This window comes from Terriglobia bacterium (assembly GCA_020073495.1).
Lineage (GTDB): Bacteria > Acidobacteriota > Terriglobia > Terriglobales > Acidobacteriaceae > JAIQFD01.
This window is the reverse complement of the sequence record JAIQFD010000004.1, coordinates 661,451-682,180: the sequence shown is the minus strand read 5'-3', so window position 1 is coordinate 682,180 and position 20,730 is coordinate 661,451. Positions and strand designations below refer to the sequence as shown.

The 20,730-nt window shown below is 63.7% G+C and carries 17 protein-coding genes, 1 tRNA gene and 1 pseudogene; 14 read left to right on the top strand and 5 right to left on the bottom strand.

Translation table 11 applies throughout. The features are described from left to right. A partial coding sequence (locus LAN37_13470; GenBank protein ID MBZ5648218.1) for a hypothetical protein occupies positions 1 to 458 on the bottom strand: 458 nt, incomplete at its 3' end. A gap of 141 nt (positions 459 to 599) precedes the next feature. On the opposite strand from LAN37_13470, the gene LAN37_13465 reads away from it, so the two are divergent. From LAN37_13465 to LAN37_13455, 3 genes and pseudogenes are all read left to right on the top strand, one after another. Beyond that, positions 600 to 1,232, top strand: coding sequence for a recombinase family protein (locus LAN37_13465; protein MBZ5648217.1), 633 nt, complete (start codon positions 600 to 602; stop codon positions 1,230 to 1,232). Between the two features lie 29 nt (positions 1,233 to 1,261). Next, the gene (locus LAN37_13460; GenBank protein ID MBZ5648216.1) at positions 1,262 to 1,471 is read left to right on the top strand and encodes a helix-turn-helix domain-containing protein; all 210 of its coding nucleotides are present in this window, start codon (positions 1,262 to 1,264) and stop codon (positions 1,469 to 1,471) included. 401 nt (positions 1,472 to 1,872) lie between these two features. Then, positions 1,873 to 2,439, top strand: a pseudogene (locus tag LAN37_13455) (site-specific integrase). A 157-nt stretch (positions 2,440 to 2,596) separates the two neighbouring features. Here the strand turns inward: LAN37_13455 and LAN37_13450 are convergent. Next, positions 2,597 to 2,690, bottom strand: a tRNA-Ser gene (locus LAN37_13450). 32 nt (positions 2,691 to 2,722) lie between these two features. Then, positions 2,723 to 5,194 (bottom strand): hypothetical protein, encoded by a 2,472-nt coding sequence (locus tag LAN37_13445; GenBank protein ID MBZ5648215.1) that lies wholly within the window; start codon positions 5,192 to 5,194, stop codon positions 2,723 to 2,725. A gap of 228 nt (positions 5,195 to 5,422) precedes the next feature. Here LAN37_13445 and LAN37_13440 point away from each other — a divergent pair, with 228 nt between their 5' ends. The 4 genes from LAN37_13440 (at position 5,423) to LAN37_13425 (ending at position 11,188) form a co-directional block, all read left to right on the top strand. Then, positions 5,423 to 6,844, top strand: coding sequence for a tetratricopeptide repeat protein (locus LAN37_13440; GenBank protein ID MBZ5648214.1), 1,422 nt, complete (start codon positions 5,423 to 5,425; stop codon positions 6,842 to 6,844). A gap of 129 nt (positions 6,845 to 6,973) precedes the next feature. Then, on the top strand, positions 6,974 to 8,917 hold the full coding sequence (locus LAN37_13435) for a S9 family peptidase (protein MBZ5648213.1): 1,944 nt from the start codon (positions 6,974 to 6,976) through the stop codon (positions 8,915 to 8,917). A gap of 214 nt (positions 8,918 to 9,131) precedes the next feature. Continuing rightward, positions 9,132 to 10,778 carry a hypothetical protein gene (locus LAN37_13430; protein ID MBZ5648212.1) on the top strand — a complete coding sequence of 549 codons (1,647 nt, stop codon included), beginning with the start codon at positions 9,132 to 9,134 and terminating at the stop codon, positions 10,776 to 10,778. A gap of 134 nt (positions 10,779 to 10,912) precedes the next feature. Next, positions 10,913 to 11,188, top strand: a complete 276-nt coding sequence (locus LAN37_13425) for a PilZ domain-containing protein (protein MBZ5648211.1) — start codon at positions 10,913 to 10,915, stop codon at positions 11,186 to 11,188. 6 nt (positions 11,189 to 11,194) lie between these two features. Here LAN37_13425 and LAN37_13420 read toward each other — a convergent pair whose 3' ends face one another. Both LAN37_13420 and LAN37_13415 read right to left on the bottom strand, forming a co-directional pair. Next, positions 11,195 to 12,793, bottom strand: coding sequence for an AsmA family protein (locus LAN37_13420; protein MBZ5648210.1), 1,599 nt, complete (start codon positions 12,791 to 12,793; stop codon positions 11,195 to 11,197). Positions 12,794 to 12,810: 17 nt separating this feature from the next. Then, positions 12,811 to 13,593 carry a SpoIIE family protein phosphatase gene (locus tag LAN37_13415; protein MBZ5648209.1) on the bottom strand — a complete coding sequence of 261 codons (783 nt, stop codon included), beginning with the start codon at positions 13,591 to 13,593 and terminating at the stop codon, positions 12,811 to 12,813. Between the two features lie 184 nt (positions 13,594 to 13,777). Here LAN37_13415 and LAN37_13410 point away from each other — a divergent pair, with 184 nt between their 5' ends. From LAN37_13410 to LAN37_13380, 7 genes are all read left to right on the top strand, one after another. After that, positions 13,778 to 14,851, top strand: a complete 1,074-nt coding sequence (locus tag LAN37_13410) for a peptidylprolyl isomerase (protein ID MBZ5648208.1) — start codon at positions 13,778 to 13,780, stop codon at positions 14,849 to 14,851. 127 nt (positions 14,852 to 14,978) lie between these two features. Continuing rightward, positions 14,979 to 15,995, top strand: a complete 1,017-nt coding sequence (locus tag LAN37_13405) for an HD domain-containing protein (protein MBZ5648207.1) — start codon at positions 14,979 to 14,981, stop codon at positions 15,993 to 15,995. Further along, on the top strand, positions 15,992 to 16,426 hold the full coding sequence (locus LAN37_13400) for a BlaI/MecI/CopY family transcriptional regulator (protein MBZ5648206.1): 435 nt from the start codon (positions 15,992 to 15,994) through the stop codon (positions 16,424 to 16,426). The genes LAN37_13405 and LAN37_13400 overlap by 4 nt, the downstream gene beginning before the upstream one ends. Positions 16,427 to 16,573: 147 nt before the next feature. Further along, entirely contained in the window at positions 16,574 to 17,257 is a 684-nt protein-coding gene (locus LAN37_13395; protein MBZ5648205.1) for a hypothetical protein, read from the top strand. Between the two features lie 82 nt (positions 17,258 to 17,339). After that, a complete protein-coding gene (locus LAN37_13390) occupies positions 17,340 to 18,038 on the top strand; it encodes a haloacid dehalogenase type II (GenBank protein MBZ5648204.1) in 699 nt (232 codons plus the stop codon). Between the two features lie 66 nt (positions 18,039 to 18,104). Further along, a complete protein-coding gene (aroC, locus tag LAN37_13385) occupies positions 18,105 to 19,274 on the top strand; it encodes a chorismate synthase (protein ID MBZ5648203.1) in 1,170 nt (389 codons plus the stop codon). Positions 19,275 to 19,299: 25 nt separating this feature from the next. Next, the gene (locus tag LAN37_13380) at positions 19,300 to 20,730 is read left to right on the top strand and encodes a M20/M25/M40 family metallo-hydrolase (protein ID MBZ5648202.1); all 1,431 of its coding nucleotides are present in this window, start codon (positions 19,300 to 19,302) and stop codon (positions 20,728 to 20,730) included.

The following is a 20,730-nucleotide window of genomic DNA, read 5'->3' as shown; positions in this document are numbered from 1 at the left end:
TCAATGTAAAACTCGCGCCGGATAATCCAGTGGACTACGTTTTTTCTTTCTTCCACACAGATGTCCCTGGAACGTCGGGGACTCCTCTTCCCTCTTGCCCCTAAGGAATCGGCCAAGAATCCAATCTGGGCATTGCGGGTCTTGGGAAAGTGCGGCTCCCGCCGGACCTGAAGGATTAGTTTCGCCAGAGAAGGCACGAAGTGCACCCTTTGGATCTCGGGAACCGCCCTGAAGGCCGCCGTAACCTCCTCCGGTGTATTCGCCTGAAGTAAGGGTTCTCCCACGACCTTCCAGTGTTTTCCAAGCAGCATTCGATAGTGGTCGGCGTTATTTCGAACGCGGGAGCGGTGAATGCCCGGGCGTCCGGGGGGCCTCTTCGGCGAGAGGCTGTCAACATCTTTTTTCGGTCCCGAAGTTACTTTTTTCCGATTTGCCATTTTTGCGTCAAGTTTTCGCATTCTGAGGGTTCAATTTTACGTGAAGTACTGCATGAATTGCGCGCAATTATGCGGAAAGCCGCTGCCCCCATTTCTTTGTTCACAAGCCGTCCAGACGGGAGGTTTCGCGAACTCGGGGTTACTCTTAAGGACGGAGACCCGATGTCGTTTCACGGAAATCGGGAACAGAACTCGGTGCCACGTGCCAGGACCGTGGCCCTGTATGCCCGTGTCAGCACGCTGGAGCAGAACTGCGGTCCGCAGCTAGATGACCTCCGCCGTTACGCAACCCAGCGTTTCGGACAAATGCATGAGTACGTCGACGTGGGCGTCAGTGGAGCCCAGCGTCGTCGCCCGCAGCTCGACGCCCTGATACACGATGCGCGCAAGCGGCGCTTCGACGTGGTTCTGGTTTGGAAGTTCGATCGATTCGCGCGGTCGGTGAAACACCTCGTCGATAGCCTGGATGAATTCCACGCTCTCGGCATCGATTTCATCAGCTACACCGAAGGTGTCGATACCACCACTCCAAGCGGTCAGCTCCTCTTCCACATTATGGGAGCAGTGGCACAGTTTGAGAGGGACCTGATTGCGGAGCGAGTGCGCGCTGGAATTGCCCACGCCCGCGCCATCGGGAAGCGAATCGGAAGACCGCGCGCCCGCATTGATGCTGAAAGGGTGATTGCGCTTCGCGGCGAGGGCAAGTCGCTCCGCAAGATTGCAAATGAGCTTGGCGTGCCCGTTTCGCGGGTGCGGCGGGCTATTCCTCATCAGGCTTCGGCGGTGCCAGCGTGAAGCCTCCGCTGACAGATCCGAGTTCACAGATGGGCTTGCAAGAGTTGCTAACCGCAGAGCAGGTCGCCAGCATTACCGGACTGTCGCGAGAAACCCTTGCGCAGTGGCGCTCCCAGCGCCGAGGTGTTCCGTATTTGAAGATCGGTAGGGCCGTCCGCTATGATCCAGCTGACGTTCAGCAGTACCTGCGGGGTTGCAGGGTTTCTGTCTCCGATCCACAAGAAAGGAGACACGAATGAGCGTCTACAAACGAGGCGGAGTCTACTGGTATGAGTTTTGGTTCCGAGGACAACGCTTCAGACAATCCACTGGATTCAACAACAAAACTGTTGCGCTTCGCGCGGAGGCGATTCGCAGGGCGGAACTGGCGGAAGGAAGGGCGGGGATCGCGCAACGCAAACCTTGCCCCACTTTCGAGCGTTTCGTGACGGATGAGTTTCTCCCCTGGTCGGAAAAGCAGCATGAGGCACACCCGAAGACGCATAAGCGTTACACGGTCAGCTCGAAACCGCTCATTGCGTTCTTTGGAAAGGTGCCGCTTGACGGAATATCCTCCGGACACGTGGAGAAATTCAAACTGGTGCGTGCCAGCGAAATCTCGTCAGCAGGGACCAATCGGGATTTAGCAGCACTACGTGTCATGCTGAATCTCGCAATCCGGCAGGGATACATCGAACGAAATCCCGTTTCAGGGGTGAAGTTCCTGCCCGAAGGTCCAGGCTGCATGAGGGTGGTCTCGCACGAGGAGCAGCAGAAGTACTTAGCAGCAGCCAATCCGCTGCTGCGGGATGTAGCCGTGCTGATTCTGGAGACGGGAATGCGTCCGGATGAGGTTTACAGGACAGAACCGAAAAACGTTCATCTCGACCGGCGTTACATATTCGTACCGAACGGAAAAACGAGATTCGCTCGGCGGAATGTCCCGTTGACCGATGCGGCAGTTCAAGTCCTCACGCATAGGTCGAAGACTGCGCTCGGAGCTTACCTGTTTCCGTACAGCGATGACCCAAACAGACCACTTGTGTCATTGCAGAAGCAGCACGAGGCCGCGATGAAACGGGCTGAAATCCAACCAAAGTTTCGAATCTACGATCTCCGACACACCTTTGGGTCACGTTTGGCGATGGCTGGAGTTGACCTAGCAACTCTCAGGGAGTTGATGGGCCACTCGCATATCTCAACGACCATGAGATACGTTCATCCGACGCCAGAGCACAAGCGGGATGCGATGCGGAAACTGGAGGATTTTAACGCGCAGCAAGTTTCCGCCCGACCGGACTCAAAGGGGTCCCCACAAAAGTCCCCACATCGACCGAAAAAGCGGTCCAGTTCCAAGCCGGGGACTTGCTCGCAACTGATTGATATGGCGGAGAGAGGGGGATTCGAACCCCCGGTACAGGTGTTAGCCCGTACAACGGTTTAGCAAACCGCCGCCTTCAGCCACTCGGCCATCTCTCCGCGGTAGGCAGGTGCGCTGCTGGGATTATAAATCATGGCTGGCGCAGGACGGTGTGGTAAGGATCGAGCGCCAGCTTGCGCGTGCCGGCAGGGACAGGGAAACGGAACGCGGTTTCGGGGCCGTCGGCGAAGATGCGGCCGACGTACACCAGCTTTTCTTCTTCTTGAGCGGCGGGACGCGGGCGGGAGATGACCCTGGCATAGACAGGAACGGCGGTGACCAGGCGCGCGGGCGCGTCGTCCTGGGTGACCGTGCCGGTGGCAACCGGCTTTCCCGAGCGGCCGCTGATGCGCACCGACGCGAGCTCGAGCCGCGGGATCGCGATGCCGTTTACCCAGCCGGCGGAGAACCAGTCCAGCGAGCGGCGTCCTTCGAACCAAGCCGAGCGCGGCAGAGCCTCCTCGGCCGCTTTCTGGAGGTCGGACGTGGAAATCTCCCGCCCGCGATGCGCCTGGTACAGGGAGCGCAGCATCCCCAGGAACCGCGAGTCGGGATCGGCCCCGGGGGCCGCGGATTCGTCGCGCAGCAGGTGTCGAAGCATGTGGATGAGCCAGGTGCCGCGGCCGTAGAGAACGGTGGCGTAGGCCGCAGGCACGCGTGAGGAGAACAAGCGGGTACCCAGGGTGACGGGCCCGGCATCCTTGATCAGCCGTCCGGTTGAAGCCTTGTTCAACAGACGGTCGCGATAGTGCTCAAGCACAAGACGGAAGTCATCGGGGCGGCCGCTCTCCAACAGCATCAGAGCGTAGTAATTGGCTAGACCTTCCATCAACCAGTCGTCGCGATATCCCTGGGGAATCACGGCGTCGCCCCACCACTCGTGTGCGACCTCGTGCACCACCATCAGGCGGCTATACATGATTTCAGAGTCGGGATCGAGTGTCAGTCCGCGGCGCTCCTCGGGCGACAGGTAGACGTACCCGGAGAGAAAGATCAAGCCCGGCCACCCCATGCTGTTCTGGCCAGGCACCTGGGTGAGGGCCAGCGAACTGTAGGGAAAAGGAGCGAGCCGCTGGGAGACGAATGCGATGGCGCGCGCCGCATCCTCGGCGACCAGCGGAGCGTGGGCGGCCGGTTGCGGGCGAGGCTCGACGATCAGCACCGGCGGCGCGCCAGCTTTGGGGGCAACGGGAAAGCCGGGCGCGATGCGAACCCGCGTGGGGAAAGCGCTCTCCATGCCGCGGCCGGCGAAGCTCTGGACCAAGGTCTCGCCGGCCTTCGCGGCGCTGGCAATGTACTCGCCGAGATTGAAACCGGCCACGGGGATGGGTCGTTCCGACACCCAGTGTGACTCTTTCTGCCCGCCCGACTCCTGCTCGGAGATCTTCTTGCCGGTGGCCAGCAGCGTCCAGGGCGCCGGATAGGTGAGCCGCAGGTCGAAGTCAGCCATGGCCATGCCCCGGTTGGGATACCAGACACCGCGAGCTCCGACGTACATCAGCCCGCCGCCGGCCTCGGTCATGACCGGGCCGGCGTAGCGGAAGCGGAGTTGGACCTTTTGCCCGTCCTGAAGCGGCTGGGGGAAGACGACGGCGATCACATCATTGCCGCGGCGGGCAAGTTCTCCGCCCTGGAGCGCTTCGTTCTGGATGAAATCCAGGGCGCTGCCGCCGCTGGAGACGGTGCTGACCTGCAAGTAGCGCGAAAGTTGGAAAAGGAGCGTACGGTCTCCCCCCTCGAGGACGTCGATGTCAAGGGTGGCGTCACCCTCGAGCTGGTGCGGCGGCTCGATGCGCGCGTCGATGGCGTAGCGGCGTATGGCGATGTCTTTCTGGCCGAGTTCGGTGGCGGGCTGCTCCGAGGTCTGCGCGGCGGTGCGTATGCCGCGCGCGGAGCGCATGGGGAAGGCCGCCCAGATGTCGTAGTAGTGCGCGCCATCGGCCAGGTTGGGCTGCCCCAGGAAGACCTGCTCTTCGTAGGCGGTATCGAGGTAAACGTCGAAGGTTCCCAGGCGCGTTCCGGCGAGCCGGGCGTGAAAGACGCGCTGGCTGCCAGCGTCGTGTCCCGGCGCGCGGGTGAGCACCGCGAGGAGATGGAGCGCATCGGCCTCGGCGAGGCTGCGCACCGCGGGGCCCCACTTGTCCACGAAGGACTGCGGGTCGTCGGCGGGGCCGCGGGTGGCGGCCATAAGACGGTCGGTGAAAGCGGCACTGAGACGGAAGAACGCGGTCGTGAAACGCTCCTCGAGCACGGCTGCGCCGGTGTGCAGGGCCAGCGACTCGCGCTCCCGCTGGGTGGGCGGCACGACCAGTACTTCGCCGTCGCCGGAAAAGAAGGCGCCGGTGGTGTGGCCGGCGACGGGCTCCATCAACGCGATGACACCGTCGGTGAGAGTGAGATGGATGTCTTCGACGTCCACGTTGGCGTCGCGTACGCGGAAGACGCGCGTGCGGTCCAGGCCGTTGCTGCGCAGGGCGCGATAGAGCTGGAGCGCGTCGCCGGATTGGGCGAGGGCGGCAGGCGCCAAAAGCAGCAGACAGAGCATCAGCCGGAACGTGGACATAAGGGCCCCTGCCGCAATAGACACCGGGAGCGGACGTTGGGAGCGGTCTTGGCGAAAAGATTTAACCACAGAGGACGCAGAGGAACACGGAGGAAAGCAATCGAAGAATTAAGAAAGAACGCGATTCCGCCACCGTGACGGTGGGACGCTGGAGCCAGAGCCGGGCTACGGCGGGCACACTTTCGTTACTCCCCCAAGACGAGGTTCGTTGCTAGAATGCGGCGCATTGTGCCTGCCAGCCGCATACTTCTTATCACGCTCCTTCTCGCCGCCAGCACGGCCGCGGCCGACACTATCCGCCTGAAGAACGGCCGCACCATCTATGCCGACCAAACCCGTGAAGTTGACGGCAAGATCGAATACGAGGTCGGCGACAACACCTTCGCCATCCCCAAGTCATCGGTGGAACGGATCGACAGCGGCGGAGTAGCCCCTCCGCGATCGAGTTCGGCAGGCGCGGCGGCCGAGCCGGAGATGCCGTCGATCGTGCCCAGCGGCACGGTGAAGGGCGCCGAGACCATGATGTCGCGCATCGTGAAGGATGGGCGTGTGGACCTGGACGCCCTGTCGGCCGCCGAGCGCCAGGGCGATCCCGAGATCGCTGCCGCGGCCAATTTCGTGGCCGGCAAGTTCGAGCAGGCGCACGGCAATCCCGACAAGGCCCGGCTCTACCTGCAGCGTGCCCTGGGACTGATGCCCAACAATCCGGTCATCCTGATGCAGTTCGTGGCCGTGCTGCTGGAGATGCACCGCTTCGCGGAGGCGCTCCCGCATGCCGTGCAGGCGGCGCGGTTGGCGCCGAATTCCGCCGATGCGCACGCTCTGTTGGGCTACGCCTACTTCGCCTCGGAGAAGACGAAGGAAGCGATCGCCGAGTTCAAGCGCTCCGTCGAACTGCGAGCCGACCCCTCGATCCAAGCGCTGCTGGACAAAGCGGAGCGCGAAGCTAGCGCCGAAGCGCGGTTCGGAGAGCAGGAAACCGGGCACTTCACGATCCGCTACGAGGGTGAGCAGGCGCCGGCGGCATTACGGCGGGCGATCGTCAGCACACTGGAAGTGCACTACGACGACCTGGTGCGCGAGTTCGGGATCGCGCCGCGGCAAAACATCGTCGTGTCGCTCTATACCGGACAGGCCTACTTCGACGTCACCCAGGCGCCGTCGTGGTCGGGCGCCGAGTACGACGGCAAATTGCGCATCCCCGTCGAAGGGCTGGGTGCAGTGACTCCGGAGCTGTCGCGGGTACTGAAGCACGAACTGGCGCACGCGTTCATCGCTCAGATCACTCGCAACCGCTGCCCGATGTGGTTGAACGAAGGCATCGCGCAGGCGGTGGAACCGAAAACCTCCGCGCGCCACGGGCATGCGCTGGCGACGATGTTCGCGCGCAGCGCCGAGGTCCCACTGAACCTGTTGGAGGGCAGCTTCACCGGCTTCGACACGCGCACGGCGGAGGTCGCGTACGCCGAGTCTCTAGCCGCGGTGGAATTCATCGTGCACACCTACGGCATGAGCGACGCGGTCCGCATCCTGCAACGGATCGGCGAAGGCTCCTCGTCCGAGAGCGCGCTGCGCTCGGTGATCCATTCCGGGTACAATTCGTTCCAGGGAGAAGTCGGGGACTACCTGAAGAAGACCTATGGGGAGTGAACGGATCGGGTGATCGGGCCAACGTTGGAGATTCTCTGATCGCAGCCGGCCTGGCGGGGTCGCCGGTTCTTATCACATCGTCGAATGCTTCCACTCGTTTATCATGGCGCTTCCCATCGGAGGCATGCCATGCGACGTTGGGCCTTGTTCCTCTGTCTTTCTCTTTTCCTGTGCTCCCTTTCCGGATCGTCCTTCGCGCAAAACCTGGAACGTCGGCCGGCGACCTCCGTCGCCTCCGGCGTCCTGCACTCCAGCGGCAAGTACGACATCGCGCGGTACCTGAACATCCGCTCGGCGTCGAGCCCCAGCTACTCGCCCACTTCGGATGACATCATCTACCTCACCAACACCACGGGGACGAACCAGGTGTGGAAGAATCCCGGGCACGGTGGATACGCGGAGCAACTGACGTTTTTCGACGACCGCGTGCTGCGCGTGAAATGGTCGCCGCGCGGCGACGTGGTGCTGTTCACCAAGGACCAGGGCGGCAACGAGCGGGCGCAACTCTACCTGATGGACCCCGACGCCGAGACTATCGAGGAGCTGACCAGCTCGCCGAAGGCGATCTTCCAGTTCGGCGAGTTCTCGCGCGACGGGGCGAGGATCTGCTACTCCTCGAACGAACGCAACGAGCGCTACTTCGACGTGTACGTGATGGACCTGGGCATGCGCCGGGCGCGGCGGCTGCTCTCCGGCGAAGTGAATTACTACGCGCACTCATTCTCTCCCGATGGGCGGCACGTGCTGGTCAGCCGCGAGAACACCAATGCCGACAACGACCTGTTCCTGGTGGACACGCGGAGCGAGAGCGTCGTGCACCTCACGCCGCACGCGGGCGAAGCGATGTACCGCGATATGGCGTGGCTGCCCGACGGCAGCGGCTTCTACCTGGCGTCGAACGAAGGCCGCGACAAAGCGAACCTGGCGTTCCTGGACGTCCATGCGCGCAACTTGCGCTACGTCGAAGACGCTCCCATGGAGCTCGACGAAGCGACCGGCATCGCCATCGACCGCCAGGGCACGACCCTGTTCTACGCCTGGAACAACAACGGGACGTCGCTGGCGAAGCTGCGCGACCTGAAGAGCGGGCGGGTGCAGGAGTTCCGCGGGCTGCCCAAGGGCGTGATCGGCAAGGGATCGTTCAACGGCGATGGCAGCCGTCTGGCGTTCGCCTACAGTTCGCCGGCCATCAATGGCGACGTCTGGGTGTGGGACGTGGTGCAGAACAAGGCCTGGCAGGTGACCCACTCGACGCGCAGCGGGATCCCCAGCTTCGTGGAGCCGCAGGTAGTTTCGTACCCGTCGTTCGACGGGACCATGATCCCCGCGTTCCTCTACCTGCCGAAAGGCGCGGCTAAGGAAGGCAGGCTTCCTACGATCGTCAGCGTGCACGGCGGGCCGGAGGCGCAAGAGCGTGCCGGCTTCAACCCCGTGTACCAGTACTTCCTTAATCGCGGGTATGCGGTGCTGGCCCCGAACATCCGCGGCAGCGCCGGCTTCGGCACCAAGTACCTGCACATGGACGACTACAAGAAACGCAAGGACGCGATCGAGGACGTGGCCCAGGCCGCGGCATACCTGAGATCGACCGGGTACGCCGACCCGGACAAGCTGGTGATCATGGGCGGCAGCTACGGCGGCTTCATGACCCTGGCGCAGGCGACCATGCATCCGGAACTGTGGGCGGCCGCGGTCGACATCGTAGGCATCGCCAACTGGCGCACCTTCTTCCAGAACACGGGCGCGTGGCGGCGCGCCAACCGCGCCACTGAGTACGGCGATCCGGAGAAAGATCCGGGGTTCATGGATTCCATCTCGCCCATCAACTTCGTGGACAAGATCCGCGCCCCGCTGTTCGTCATCGCGGGCGCGAACGACCCGCGCGTGCCCAAAGAGGAAGCCGACCAGATGGTGGCCAAGGTCAAGGCCAAGGGCGTTCCGGTGGAGTACATCGCCTTCCCCGACGAGGGCCACGGCATGGCCAAGCGCATCAACCGTATCAAGGGATACTCGGCAATCGCGGAATTCCTGGATAAGTACGTGAAAGATAAGTCGTCAGCCGGTAGTCGTTAGCCGGCAGCAGACTCCGGCTCAGTGAAGGACGCGGACCGGCGAGCGTCCGCGTCGTTCTTTTGTGCGCGTTACAATCGTGGTTTGTACGAATCCATTTGCGAGTGACTTTATGAAGCTGCTCTCCGCTCTCCTGATACTGCTGCTGATGCTTGCCCCGGCCGCCACCGCCGGGGAGAAGCCTACTGCCACGCCGGACCTCGCTGGGTTGAAGACGATGGCGGCGCGGTTCGTGCCGACGGAGATGAAGGTGGAACTGTCGAAGCTCTCGGCGGGCGACCGCAAAGCGCTGGCCAGGCTGGTGGAGGCCGCGCGGGTGATCGATGACATCTTCCTCACGCAGTACTGGGCCGGCAACCACGACCTCTACAAGAAACTGCAGGCCGACAGGTCTCCGCTGGGATGGGCGCGCCTGCACTACTTCTGGATCAACAAGGGACCGTGGTCGGAGCTCGACGAGTTCAAAGCCTTCGTGCCCGGCGTGCCGGCCAAAAAGCTGCCGGGGGCGAATTTCTATCCCGAGGACATGACCAAGGAAGAGTTCGAGGCGTGGGTGAAAGCGCTCCCGGCCGATCAGAATAAGCAGGCGATCGGATTCTTCACCGTCGTGCAGCGGGATCCGGAGACGAAGAAGCCCACACTGTGGCCGTACAACGACGCCTACGGGTCGGACCTGGACCGCGCGGCGATGTTGCTGCGTGAGGCCGCAGAACTGACCGACAACGCCACGCTCAAGAAGTTCCTGACCACGCGCGCGGCGGCGTTCCTGTCGAACGGCTACTACGAGAGCGACCTGGCGTGGATGGACTTGGACGCGTCCATCGACCTCACCATCGGGCCCTATGAGACCTACAACGACGAGCTGTTCGGGTATAAGGCGTCGTTCGAGGCGTTCGTCAACCTGCGCGACGACGTGGAGACGGAGAAGGTTCAGTCGTTCTCCGCGCGCATGCAGGAGATCGAGAACAATCTGCCCATCGAGGACAAGTACAAGAATCCCAGGCTCGGGGCTTTGGCGCCCATCCGCGTGGTGAACGAGGTGTTCGGCGCCGGCGACGGCAATCACGGCATCCAGACCGCCGCTTACAACCTGCCCAACGACGAAAAGGTCACCACGGAGAAGGGCACGAAGCGGGTGATGCTGAAGAACGTCCAGGAGGCGAAATTCGGCAAGATCCTGGTGCCCATCGCCCAGCGGCTGCTCGTGCCCGAGGCGCAGAAAGATGTGAACTTCGAGAGCTTCTTCACCCACATCCTGGCACACGAGATGACGCACGGCATCGGGCCGCAGCAGATCAAGGTGGGCGGGCGGGCCACGACGGCCCGCCAGGAATTGAAGGAGCTGTTCGGCGCCATCGAGGAAGCCAAGGCCGACGTCACCGGGCTGTTCATGCTCCAGCACCTGATGGACAAGCAGATGAAGGGCAAACGCACCGCGGGCGGGCAGACCAGCGGCGAGGAGCGGCAACTCTACACGACATATCTTGCCTCGGCGTTCCGCAGCCTGCGATTCGGCAGCAGTGACGCCCACGGCAAAGGCATGGCGGTGCAGTTCAACTACATCTTCGACAAAGGCGGGTTCGTCGCGCGTCCCGACGGGCGGTACGAAGTGGACTTCCACAAGATCAAGGACGCGGTGCGGGACCTCGATCATGAGCTGCTGACGCTGGAGGCCACCGGCGACTACGCAGGAGCGAAGAAGATGCTGACGGAGATGGGCGTCATCCGCCAGCAGACGAAGAAGGTGCTGGACAAGCTGGCGGACCTGCCTACGGACATCGAACCGGTGTTCGTGACCGCGAACCAGATCTCGCCGCCGCCACCCGGCGCGCCTACAGCGGTTCCCGGTAAGGCGAAAAAGTAACCATCTGCGCAACGGGATTTACTCGGAGCGCGGGTGGGGGTATTCTGCCGCCCGTGCCGGACCGACGAAAGAAGCCCGAGTCTCGCCAGCCCGAACGTCGTGGACAGAATCGCCGCGCGTTCCCCCGCTGGGAGATGCCGTTCGAAGTGCGCTACGGCCTGGGAAAAGACAGTTGGCCGGGACAGGGCGTGGAGATCGGCGAAGGCGGCATGGCTTTCACCGGCGACATGCGCTACGACCCGGAAACGGAGATCGATGTCCGCTATCGCTTGAATCCCGAAGAAGAGTGGGTGAAGGTGAAAGCGGTGGTGCGGCACGTCGAGGGGAACATCCTCTTCGGCGTCGAGTTCCTGAACCTGCGTCTGCCCGACCGGCTCAATATCCTCGACTACGCGAGCACGAAAAAGTAGCTCCGCTTATTTCTGTTTCTTCTTTCCAAAGAGCCCGCCCAACATTCCGCCAACACCCTCGGCCGGCGCGAGGACGGTGTTGCCCACCGCTCCAGCGACGTCGGGGATGAAGATGGGATTCGAGGTCGTGCCCTGGATGAGGAAGGGCACGGCGCCTTTCGACTGTCCGAAGCTGGTGATCTGGGTCACGCCGCCGAGCATGCCGCCGCTGACCAGCTTGGCGCTCATCTTGTAATTCAGCGAGTTGTTGGCGCCGATGGTGCCTGAGCCCGTCACCGTGCCGATGGAGGGCACCACCACGTTCAGGTTGTCGGTGCGGATGCCTTCCGGCGAGACCCGCAGGTTGGAGCTGAGCGTCTGGATCACGGTGTCGGAGCCACCCTTGAGGCCGGCCAGGGCGGATATGGCCGACATCTTCGAAGAAAGGTTGTAGCCGGTCAGAGTGGTGTTCGAGACGTTGACGGGGCCGCTGGTCACCAGCCGGTCGAGAGGACCGTCGAGGGCGAGGTTCGCGTCCGCGGTGCCTCCGCGCAGCGACGCGCCCGACGGAAGCATCACTCCGAAAGCGGGCAGCAGGCCCTCGACGTCGTCCACCGGCAGGTGCGAGGCGTTTAGCTTCATGTGCACGACGGGAGTTTCGCCGCGAGTGTCGTAGGTGCCGGAAAGCTTGGCGGCGCTCTTGCCGATGAGGATGTCGCCGCGGGTCAGGGAACCGGCCTGGCGCTTGTGGTCGTACTCCGTCGCATAGTCGAGCGAGACGGGATGGCGCGCGGCCGCACCGCTCTTCACCACGCGCAGCTTGTCGATGGTGGCCTTTCCCTGGGAGTGCGCCGTTTTGCCGTCGGAATCCACCTTGCCGGTGTAGTCCAGCACGCCGGCGATGCCTGAAGCGGGATCGACGAAGCCGGTGCTGGCCATGTCGATGTGCTCGACCTTGACGTCGGCTTTGAGCGGCGTTTCCGCCATGTCGGTCTGGTTGAGCGGCCCTACTTCGCCCTCGACCTTCATGGACCCTCCGCCCGGCGTCTTGGCTGCGAGCGTGATGGGCATGACTAAGGTGGTGGAGAGGTCCTTGATCTTGAGCTGCACGTCCTCGTATACGCGGGTCTTGCCGCGTGCGGGCACGGTTCCCACCACGATGCGGCCCTTCTCGACCTTCAGTTCTCCGACGGAGAAATCGGCCTGCGGAGCGGACGGGGCATTCTTAGCGCCCTTCGCTCCCATGCTGGAGTAGTTCCACTTGCCGGATGCGGTGCGCAATAGCTGGATCTCGGGCTCGCGCACGGTGAGCGAGCGCACGTGCAGCGCGCGGGAGAAGATCAGCGGCATCATCTCCACGCCGACGTCGAGGCCCTTGGCTTTTACGAAGGGCTCGCGGCTGAAGCCGGGGTCGTCGCTGATCGAGATGTCCTCGGCAACGACGCCGCCCGCCAGCAGCGAAAGCTTGAGGTTGCCGATGTGCACCTGGCGGTCGAGGGACTTCTGCAGCTCGGACTCGATCATCGGCCGGAACTTATTGGCGTCTACCAGGACCGGCAGCAGGACAACGATCACCACGAGAACCACGACGATGATGCCGGCGATGAGAAGGCCTTTGCGTTTCATGGCAACCTCCTAACGCGTCAGGCGGAAGCGGACATGCCGGCCGCGGAGCGGACGAGAGCGAGCGCGGTGATGTCGTTCTCCGCCACTCCCGGCTTGCGGCCGTTACGGGTGAACTCTTCGACCGATTGCAGGATGCGCGTGCAGAGGTCGTGCGCATCCGCGAACATCGTCGCTTCGAACACCTCGGACAGGCGCTCCATGCCGAATTCCTTCGACTTATGCTTGCTTTCCACCAGCCCCTTGGAGACGATCAGAAGCGCGGCCCCCGGTTGGAGCACCGAAAGCTGCGTGTCGTGGGCCGCGTGGGAGAACAGTCCCATCGGGAAGCCGTTTGCGGGCAGCAGCGTGACGCCCGTGGAATCACGCAGCAGGGCAGGCGGGTGCCCGGCATTGATATAGGCCAGCGTCCCCAGGCGCTCCTCATAGCAGCCGATGAAGGCGGGCGAGTTGCGCACCCCGTCGGCCGCCGTCATGATGGCCCGGTTCACGTCGATGAGCAGGTCGGTCATCGCGTCGTGTTCGTTGAAGTATTCCCCGGAGAAGTTCTCCTCCACCTTCTTGCGGAAGACCTCCTGGGCGCTGGCGGCGATGTGCAGGGCCTCGTCGCGTCGCCCGGCGATGTCGGCGAGCATGAAGACCAGCCGCCCCGCCGGGGTCACGACGAAATCATAGAAGTCGCCCCCGATGCGCGCGGCTCGGTAGAGCGCGGCGAGCGACGAATTCGGCAGCGTGGGAACCACCGCGGGAGCGGGGTGCCGCAATTCGCGTTTCGGCGCGGAGCTGTAGAAAGGTATTTTCATCTGGGACCGGGGGAGGCGGCAGTACAGTAGCACAAAATAAAGGCGGCTGGGAGCAGGATGTTGGGGCGCGACCCGCGCCCCTGGCCGGCTGGTGTTCGACCCCGGCGGAAGGTTAGAATAACGGGCATCGCACCCGCATGAACTGGAAAGCAGTACGTCGTCCCGTAAGTCCTGAGTTTCTATTATGAAGAGAGTCCCCCTTTTCCTTGTCACCCTGGGTCTCCTCCTGCCCGCGGCGCTGTTCGCGGACACCATCGTCGAGGAGATCGTCGCCCGCGTGAACGGCGAGGTCATCACCCGCACCGACTACCAGAAGGGCCGCGAGCAGCTCATGAACGACGTGAGGCAGGAGTTCGGTGCGGAGGCGGAACCACAGTTCAAGCAGCGTGAGAAGGACGTGCTACGCGACCTGATCGACCAGCAACTGCTGCTGGACAAGGGGAAGGAGTTGGGCATCACTGCCGACACCGAACTGGTCAAGCGCCTGGACGAGATCCGCAAGCAGAACAACCTGGCCAGCATGGAAGACATGGAGAAGGCGGCAACCTCGCAGGGCATCAGCTTCGAGGACTTCAAGCAGCAGTTGCGCAACAGCATCATCACCCAGCAGGTGATCGGGCAGGAAGTCGGGCGCAAGATCCGCATCACCCCCGAAGAGGGCAAACAGTTCTATGAAGAGCACAAGAAAGAACTGGAACAGCCGGAGCAGATCCGGCTGAGCGAGATCCTGGTCACGGTGGAGAAGGACGCCTCCCCGGAACAGATCGCCGCAGCCCAGTCCAAGGCGGACGACCTGTTGAAGCAGATCCGCGGAGGAGCCAAGTTCGACGAGGTGGCGAAACGCTCGTCCCAGGGCCCGACCTCGGCACAGGGTGGCGACCTCGGTCTCTTCAAGCGCGGCATGCTGGCCAAGGAACTGGAAGACATGACCTTCGCCATCAAGGCCGACGAGGTCTCCGACGTCATCCGCACCAAGCAGGGCTTCGTGATCCTGAAAGTCACGGAGCACACCGCCGCTGGCATGCCTTCCTATAAGGAAGCCGAGCAGAAGATCGGCGACGCGATGTATTACAAGAGGCTCCAGCCGGCGCTGCGCGCCTACCTGACCAAGCTGCGCGAGGAAGCCTTCATCGACATCAAGGAAGGATTCGTGGACTCGGGCGCCAGCCCGAACCAGACCAAGCCCGTCATCACGGCGTCGGCGGCGGAGCAGGCGCAGCAGGCGAAGAAGAAAAAGAAGAAATTCCTGATCTTCTAGCTGTGGGTCGCGAATCCCGGGGTGTGAGAAGCGCGGCCAACGCCGCGCTTTCTCATGACTCGCAACACGGTGTTCGGCACTCCGCACTTGTGTCAGAATAGCGCCTGCCCCTGGATCGGGATCTCTTATGAAGGACTTTTACGTCCGCGATTGCGCCGCCAACGAGAACAAGGTCATCACCTCCTCCTTCGTCGTCGCCTCCAAGCAGGTCAAGAACAAGAAGACGGGCGAGCCCTACCTGGACCTGCTGCTGGCCGACCGCAGCGGCCAGATCCAGGCCAAGATGTGGGACAACGTCGCCGAAGCTCTCAACGCCTTCGAGCAGGATGATTTCCTCAAGATCAAGGGCCTGATCAACAAGTACAACAACCGCTGGCAGCTCACCTTGCACAAGGTGCGGCGAATGGAGGAGTCCGAGATCGATTTCTCCGACTACATGCCCAAGACCACCAGGGACGTAGAAGAGCTGTGGCGGACGGTGAGCGAGTTCGTGGCGACCTTCAAGGACCCGCGGCTGAAGGCGCTGCTCGAGGCTTTCATGGCCGACCCGGAGATCGCCGCGGCTTACAAGACTGCGCCCGCGGCCAAGACCCTGCACCATGCCTACATCGGGGGCCTGCTTGACCACGTGGTGTCGCTCTTCCGCTCCTGCGACCTGGTGTGCCGCAACTACCCGCAGATCGACCGCGACCTGCTGCTGACCGGCGCCTTCCTGCACGACATCGGCAAGATCCACGAGCTCAGCTTCAATCGCTCCTTCGCCTACACCACGCGCGGGCAGCTGCTGGGGCATATGATCATCGAACTGGAGATGTTGCACGACAAGATCGCGCAGGTCCCCGGCTTCCCTGCCGAGTTGACGACGCTGATCGAGCACTTGATCATCAGCCACCACGGCCAGTACGAGTTCGGCTCGCCCAAGCTGCCCATGTTCCCCGAGGCGCTCATGCTGCACTATCTGGACGACCTTGATTCGAAGATGGAGGCGATGCGCGCGCACTACGAGCGCGAGGCGGAGCTGGACGGCGAATGGACGGCGTATAACGCGTCGCTGGGACGCCCCCTGCTCGACGTGAAGAAATTCCTCGCCAAGCGCGCCGAGGAAGAGAAAGCGGGCGCGGCCGCCGCGTCCGAAAAGAAGTGATCGCTGCCGCCAAAACCCGCCTGCCGCAACTCGAACTGGATTGCCTGCGCGTGCTGTGGAAGCACCCTGGAGCCAGCGTCGCCGAAGTGCGCGCCGCGCTGGGCCGGCCGCTGGCCTACACCACCGTGATGACGGTCCTCGACCGCATGAGCGCCAAGGGCGTGGTCGACCGGCGGAAGAACGGCCGCGCGTATTCGTACTCGCCGGTCCTGGACGTGGAGAGCGCGCGCCAGGAGGCGGTCGCGCGCCTGCTGGTCAACCTGTTCGAGAACGACTGTGAGGCGCTCGTCAGCTATGTCGCGCGCTTCCGCGGGAAGGAGCCTTCGCATGCGTCGCCGCGCACGGTGACGCGCCGCCCGGCGAAGAAGCAGCGCGCCGCCGCTTCCGGGAGCACCTTCGCTCCCAGCCGGATCGACGATTCCCTGCTCTAGGTCTTTGTCGGTAGCTCATTCTCCCTGATCGGCTGCTACCAACGGCCAAAGGCCAACGACTAAAGGACAACGACCGATCTGCCTTGGTGCGTTGCGTCACACCCGGCGTTCTGGTAAAACGGCGTCGCTCTCATAAGGGAGGTGTTTATGCGTATACGGATAGCGGCGTCAGTGGTCCTGCTGGCAGCGTCGCTGGCGCTGCTGGCGTGCGGCAGCAAGCCCCCGGCGTCGGAGACTTCAGCCACAGGTGCGGCACCAGGTGCCACCCCAGCGACGGGCGAAGCCAAGAAGCCCGGGCTGCTGGAACGTCTGGAAGCGAAGCCTGTTACCGTTCCCGAAGGTACGGTCCTGACCGTGCGGCTCAACCAGGCGGTCGGGTCCAAGATCAGCAACAGCGGCGACCCCTTTTCGGCCACGGTCGTCGAGCCGGTGCAAGTCGGCGACAAGGTAGTGATCCCCAAGGGATCCGAAGCGGGTGGCACGGTCACCGAAGCGGCGCCGTTGGGTCGCTTCAAGGGCGGCGCCAAGCTCGCTCTCACGCTCAACTCCGTGACCATCAACGGGAAAAAATATGACGTCCAGACCACGGGCGTTGCCCAGTCCGCCAAGGGTAAGGGCAAGCGGACGGCGGTCATGATCGGCGGCGGCGCGGGCGCGGGTGCGCTCATCGGTGCGCTGGCGGGTGGCGGCAAGGGTGCGGCCATCGGCGCTGTGGCGGGCGCAGGCGCCGGCACCGCCGGAGCCGCCTTCACCGGCAACAAGAACATCACCCTGCGGGCCGAGACCAGCTTGAGTTTCAAGATGACTCAGCCGCTCCAAGTGAAGATGTAGCTCCGGGTTTTTCGGTATAGAAGCAAGCGCGGCGCACAGCCGCGCTTTTTTTCGAGCGGGGTGGTTCTGGTAAAGTCAAGCCATGGACTTCGCACGGTTCAAGGTCCTGACCTTCGACTGCTACGGCACGCTGGTGGACTGGGAGAGCGGTTTGCTGGGCGCGATCAAGCCCATCCTCCAGAAATACGGCAAGAGTCTGCCGGATGAGCAACTGCTGGAGATCTACGGGGAGTTGGAAAGCGAAGAGGAGGCGGGCGAGTACAGGCCTTACCGCCATATCCTGGAAAAGATCGTGCGGCGGCTGGGGCGGCGGCTGGATTTCTCGCCCAGCGCCCAGGAAGCAGCTTCACTTCCGGAGTCCATCCGCGAATGGCCTCCCTTCCCCGACACGGTGGAAGCGCTGCGGCGCCTGAAGACGCGCTATAAGCTGGTCATCCTCTCCAACATCGACGACGACCTGTTCGCCCACACCGCCCAGCGGCTCGAGGTACGCTTCGACCAGGTGATCACGGCGCAGCAGTGCCGCAGCTACAAGCCGTCGCTGAACAACTTCAGGACGGCGATCGAGCGCATCGGACTCGGTTCGGAGGCTATCCTGCACTGCGCCGAAAGCCGGCGCCACGACATTGCTCCGGCGCGTCAATTGGGGATCGCCAACGTCTGGGTGAATCGGCACGCGACCCGGCCAGGGCCGTCGGCTTCCGGCAAGGGCACTGCGGTCCCCGACCTCGAGGTGCCGGACCTGAAGACGCTGGCGGACCTGGCGGTGCCCAAGGCCTGAACCCTCCGTCCCAATCCGGCGATCTCCCCTGTGCCCTCAGCGCCCTCTGTGGTTAAATCAGTGGCCATGCTCCGATTCTGGACCGCGGGCGAGTCGCATGGAGAGACGCTGGTGGCATGGCTCTCCGGGCTGCCCGCCGGGCTGAAGATCGACCAGGCGTTTCTCGACCGCGAGCTGTGGCGGCGCCAGCAGGGCTACGGCCGCGGCGGCCGGCAGAAGATCGAGCGCGACACCGCGCACATCGTTTCCGGCGTGCGCCATGGCCAGACCATCGGCTCTCCCGTCGCCATCCTGCTGGAGAACAAGGACTGGAAGAACTGGGAAGAATCCCTGCCCGTCGGCGCCGGAGATCCGGCCAAGCACAAGCCGGTGACCTCGCCGCGCCCGGGGCACGCAGACCTGGCGGGCGCGCTCAAGTTCAATTTTCCCGAAGCGCGGTACGTGCTGGAGCGCGCGTCGGCGCGGGAATCGGCGGCGCGCGTCGCCGTCGGCGCCCTCGCCAAGCTGTTCCTGCATGCGCTGGGCGCGAACGTCCTCAGCCACGTGCTTTCGGTGGGCAACGCCACGGTCGGCGACGCCGAGATCGCGTGGGAGAAGCTGTGCGAGCTGAGCGCCCGCGATGAGGTCCTGCTCAACTGTGCCGACCCGGAGGCTGAGCCGCGCATGCAAGCCGAGGTGGACAACGCCCTCAGGACCGGCGACTCCGTGGGCGGCGTCTTTGAAGTCGTGGCGCACAGCATACCGCCGGGGCTGGGCTCCTACATCAACTGGGACGAGCGCCTCGACACCCAACTTGCGGCCGCCGTCATGTCCTTGCAGGCGGTGAAGGCGGTGGAGATCGGCAGCGGCATCGCCAACGCTTCCCTGCCCGGGTCCGCGGTACAGGACGTCATCGCCTATGACAAGTCCGGCCACAAGTTCCTGCGCCGCTCCAACCGCGCCGGCGGGATCGAGGGCGGCGTCTCCAACGGCGAGGACATCATCGTCCGCGGCTACCTGAAGCCCATCTCCACGCTGCGCCGCCCGCTGGAATCCGTGGACTTCAAGTCGCGCGAGCCGGTCAAGGCCGCCTACGAGCGCAGTGATGTTTGCGTGGTGCCGGCCGCCGGGGTGGCCGGCGAGGCCATGGTCGCGCTCACCCTGGCCCGCGCCGCCCGCGAAAAATTCGGCGGCGATTCCATGGAAGAAGTTCTGCGCAACTTCCGCGGCTACTGCGAACAGGTAAGAAAATTCTGAACTAGAGTCGACTGCGCGAACACATATGCAATCTTCCAGGAACCCGACCCTCGCCTGCCTCCTAATCCTTTTTCTTTCCGCGACCGTCCTGGCGCAGGCTGCTCCGCAGTTCGCCTCCGACCGTATTCCTCCCGACCGAATGAAGCACTACTCCGATCTGGCCGAACGCTGGATGCAGGAGTACCTGCGCGTGGACACCACCAATCCCCCGGGCAACGAGGCGCGCGCCACCGCCTGGATGAAGAAGATCCTTGACGCCGAAGGCATCGAGAATCGCGTGTTCGAGATCGCCCCCGGCCGGGCGAACCTGTGGGCCAAGCTGCCGGCGACGGTCGCTCCCGGAAAGCGGCCGATCATTCTGCTGAATCACACCGACGTGGTCACCAGCGATCCCGCGCACTGGACCCATCCACCCTTCAGCGGCGCCGTGGACCACGGCGCCATCTACGGCCGCGGCGCGCAGGACATGAAGAACGAGGGCTTGGCGCAGCTCGTCGTAATGGTCATGCTCAAGCGCGAGAAACTGCCCCTGGACCGCGACGTGATCTTCCTCGCCACCGCCGACGAGGAGGCCAATGGTATCGGTGTCGACTGGATGATGCAGCATACCGCCCTGCTGGAGAACGCCGAGTTCCTGATCAACGAAGGCGGAGAGAACCGCGAGGAGAACGGCCGCGTGCTCTACGTCGGGCTGGATGTGGCGGAAAAAGCTCCGTACTGGGTGCGCCTCGTGGCCCACGGGACGCCGGGACACGGCTCGCGTCCACTGCCGGATTCGGCGCCGAACCGGCTCACGCGCGCGCTCAACCGCGTGATCGCGTGGGAAACCCCGCTCCAACTGCTGCCCTCGGTCGAGATGTTCCTCCAGCGCCAGGCCTTGCTGGAGACCGGCCAGCGCGCTGCCTGGTTCCGTGATCCGCGCCGGGCGATGAAAGACCCCAAGTTTCGCGCCTACCTCAACAGCGATCCCGATCTGGCATACATGTTTCGCAATACCGTGTCGCTCACTATGCTGGGCGGATCGCAGCAGACCAACGTGATCCCGCCCGCCGCCTGGGCCAACCTCGACGTGCGCCTTCTCCCCGACGAAGACCCGGCGCGCTTCCAGGCCGAACTCAAGAAAGTCATCAACGACCCGAACATCTCCGTCGAACCCATCGGGACTTTCCGCCAGGCGAACTCGTCGCCCACCGGCACCGCGCTGTTCCGCGCTATCGAGAAGGCCGCGGGGCGATACTTCAACGGCGCCCCGGTCTCTCCTCGGCTGACCAGCGGCTACGACGAGTGCCAGCGCTATCGCGAGGTGGGGATCGTCGCCTACGGCTTCACGCCCTATTCTTCGACCGAGGCGGAAAGCGATACGGAGCATGGCAACGACGAGCGCGTGCGCGTGGAGCAGGTGCGGCGCGCCCCGCGAGTGCTCTACGACGTGGTCGCCGAAGTCGCCGCGCGTTGA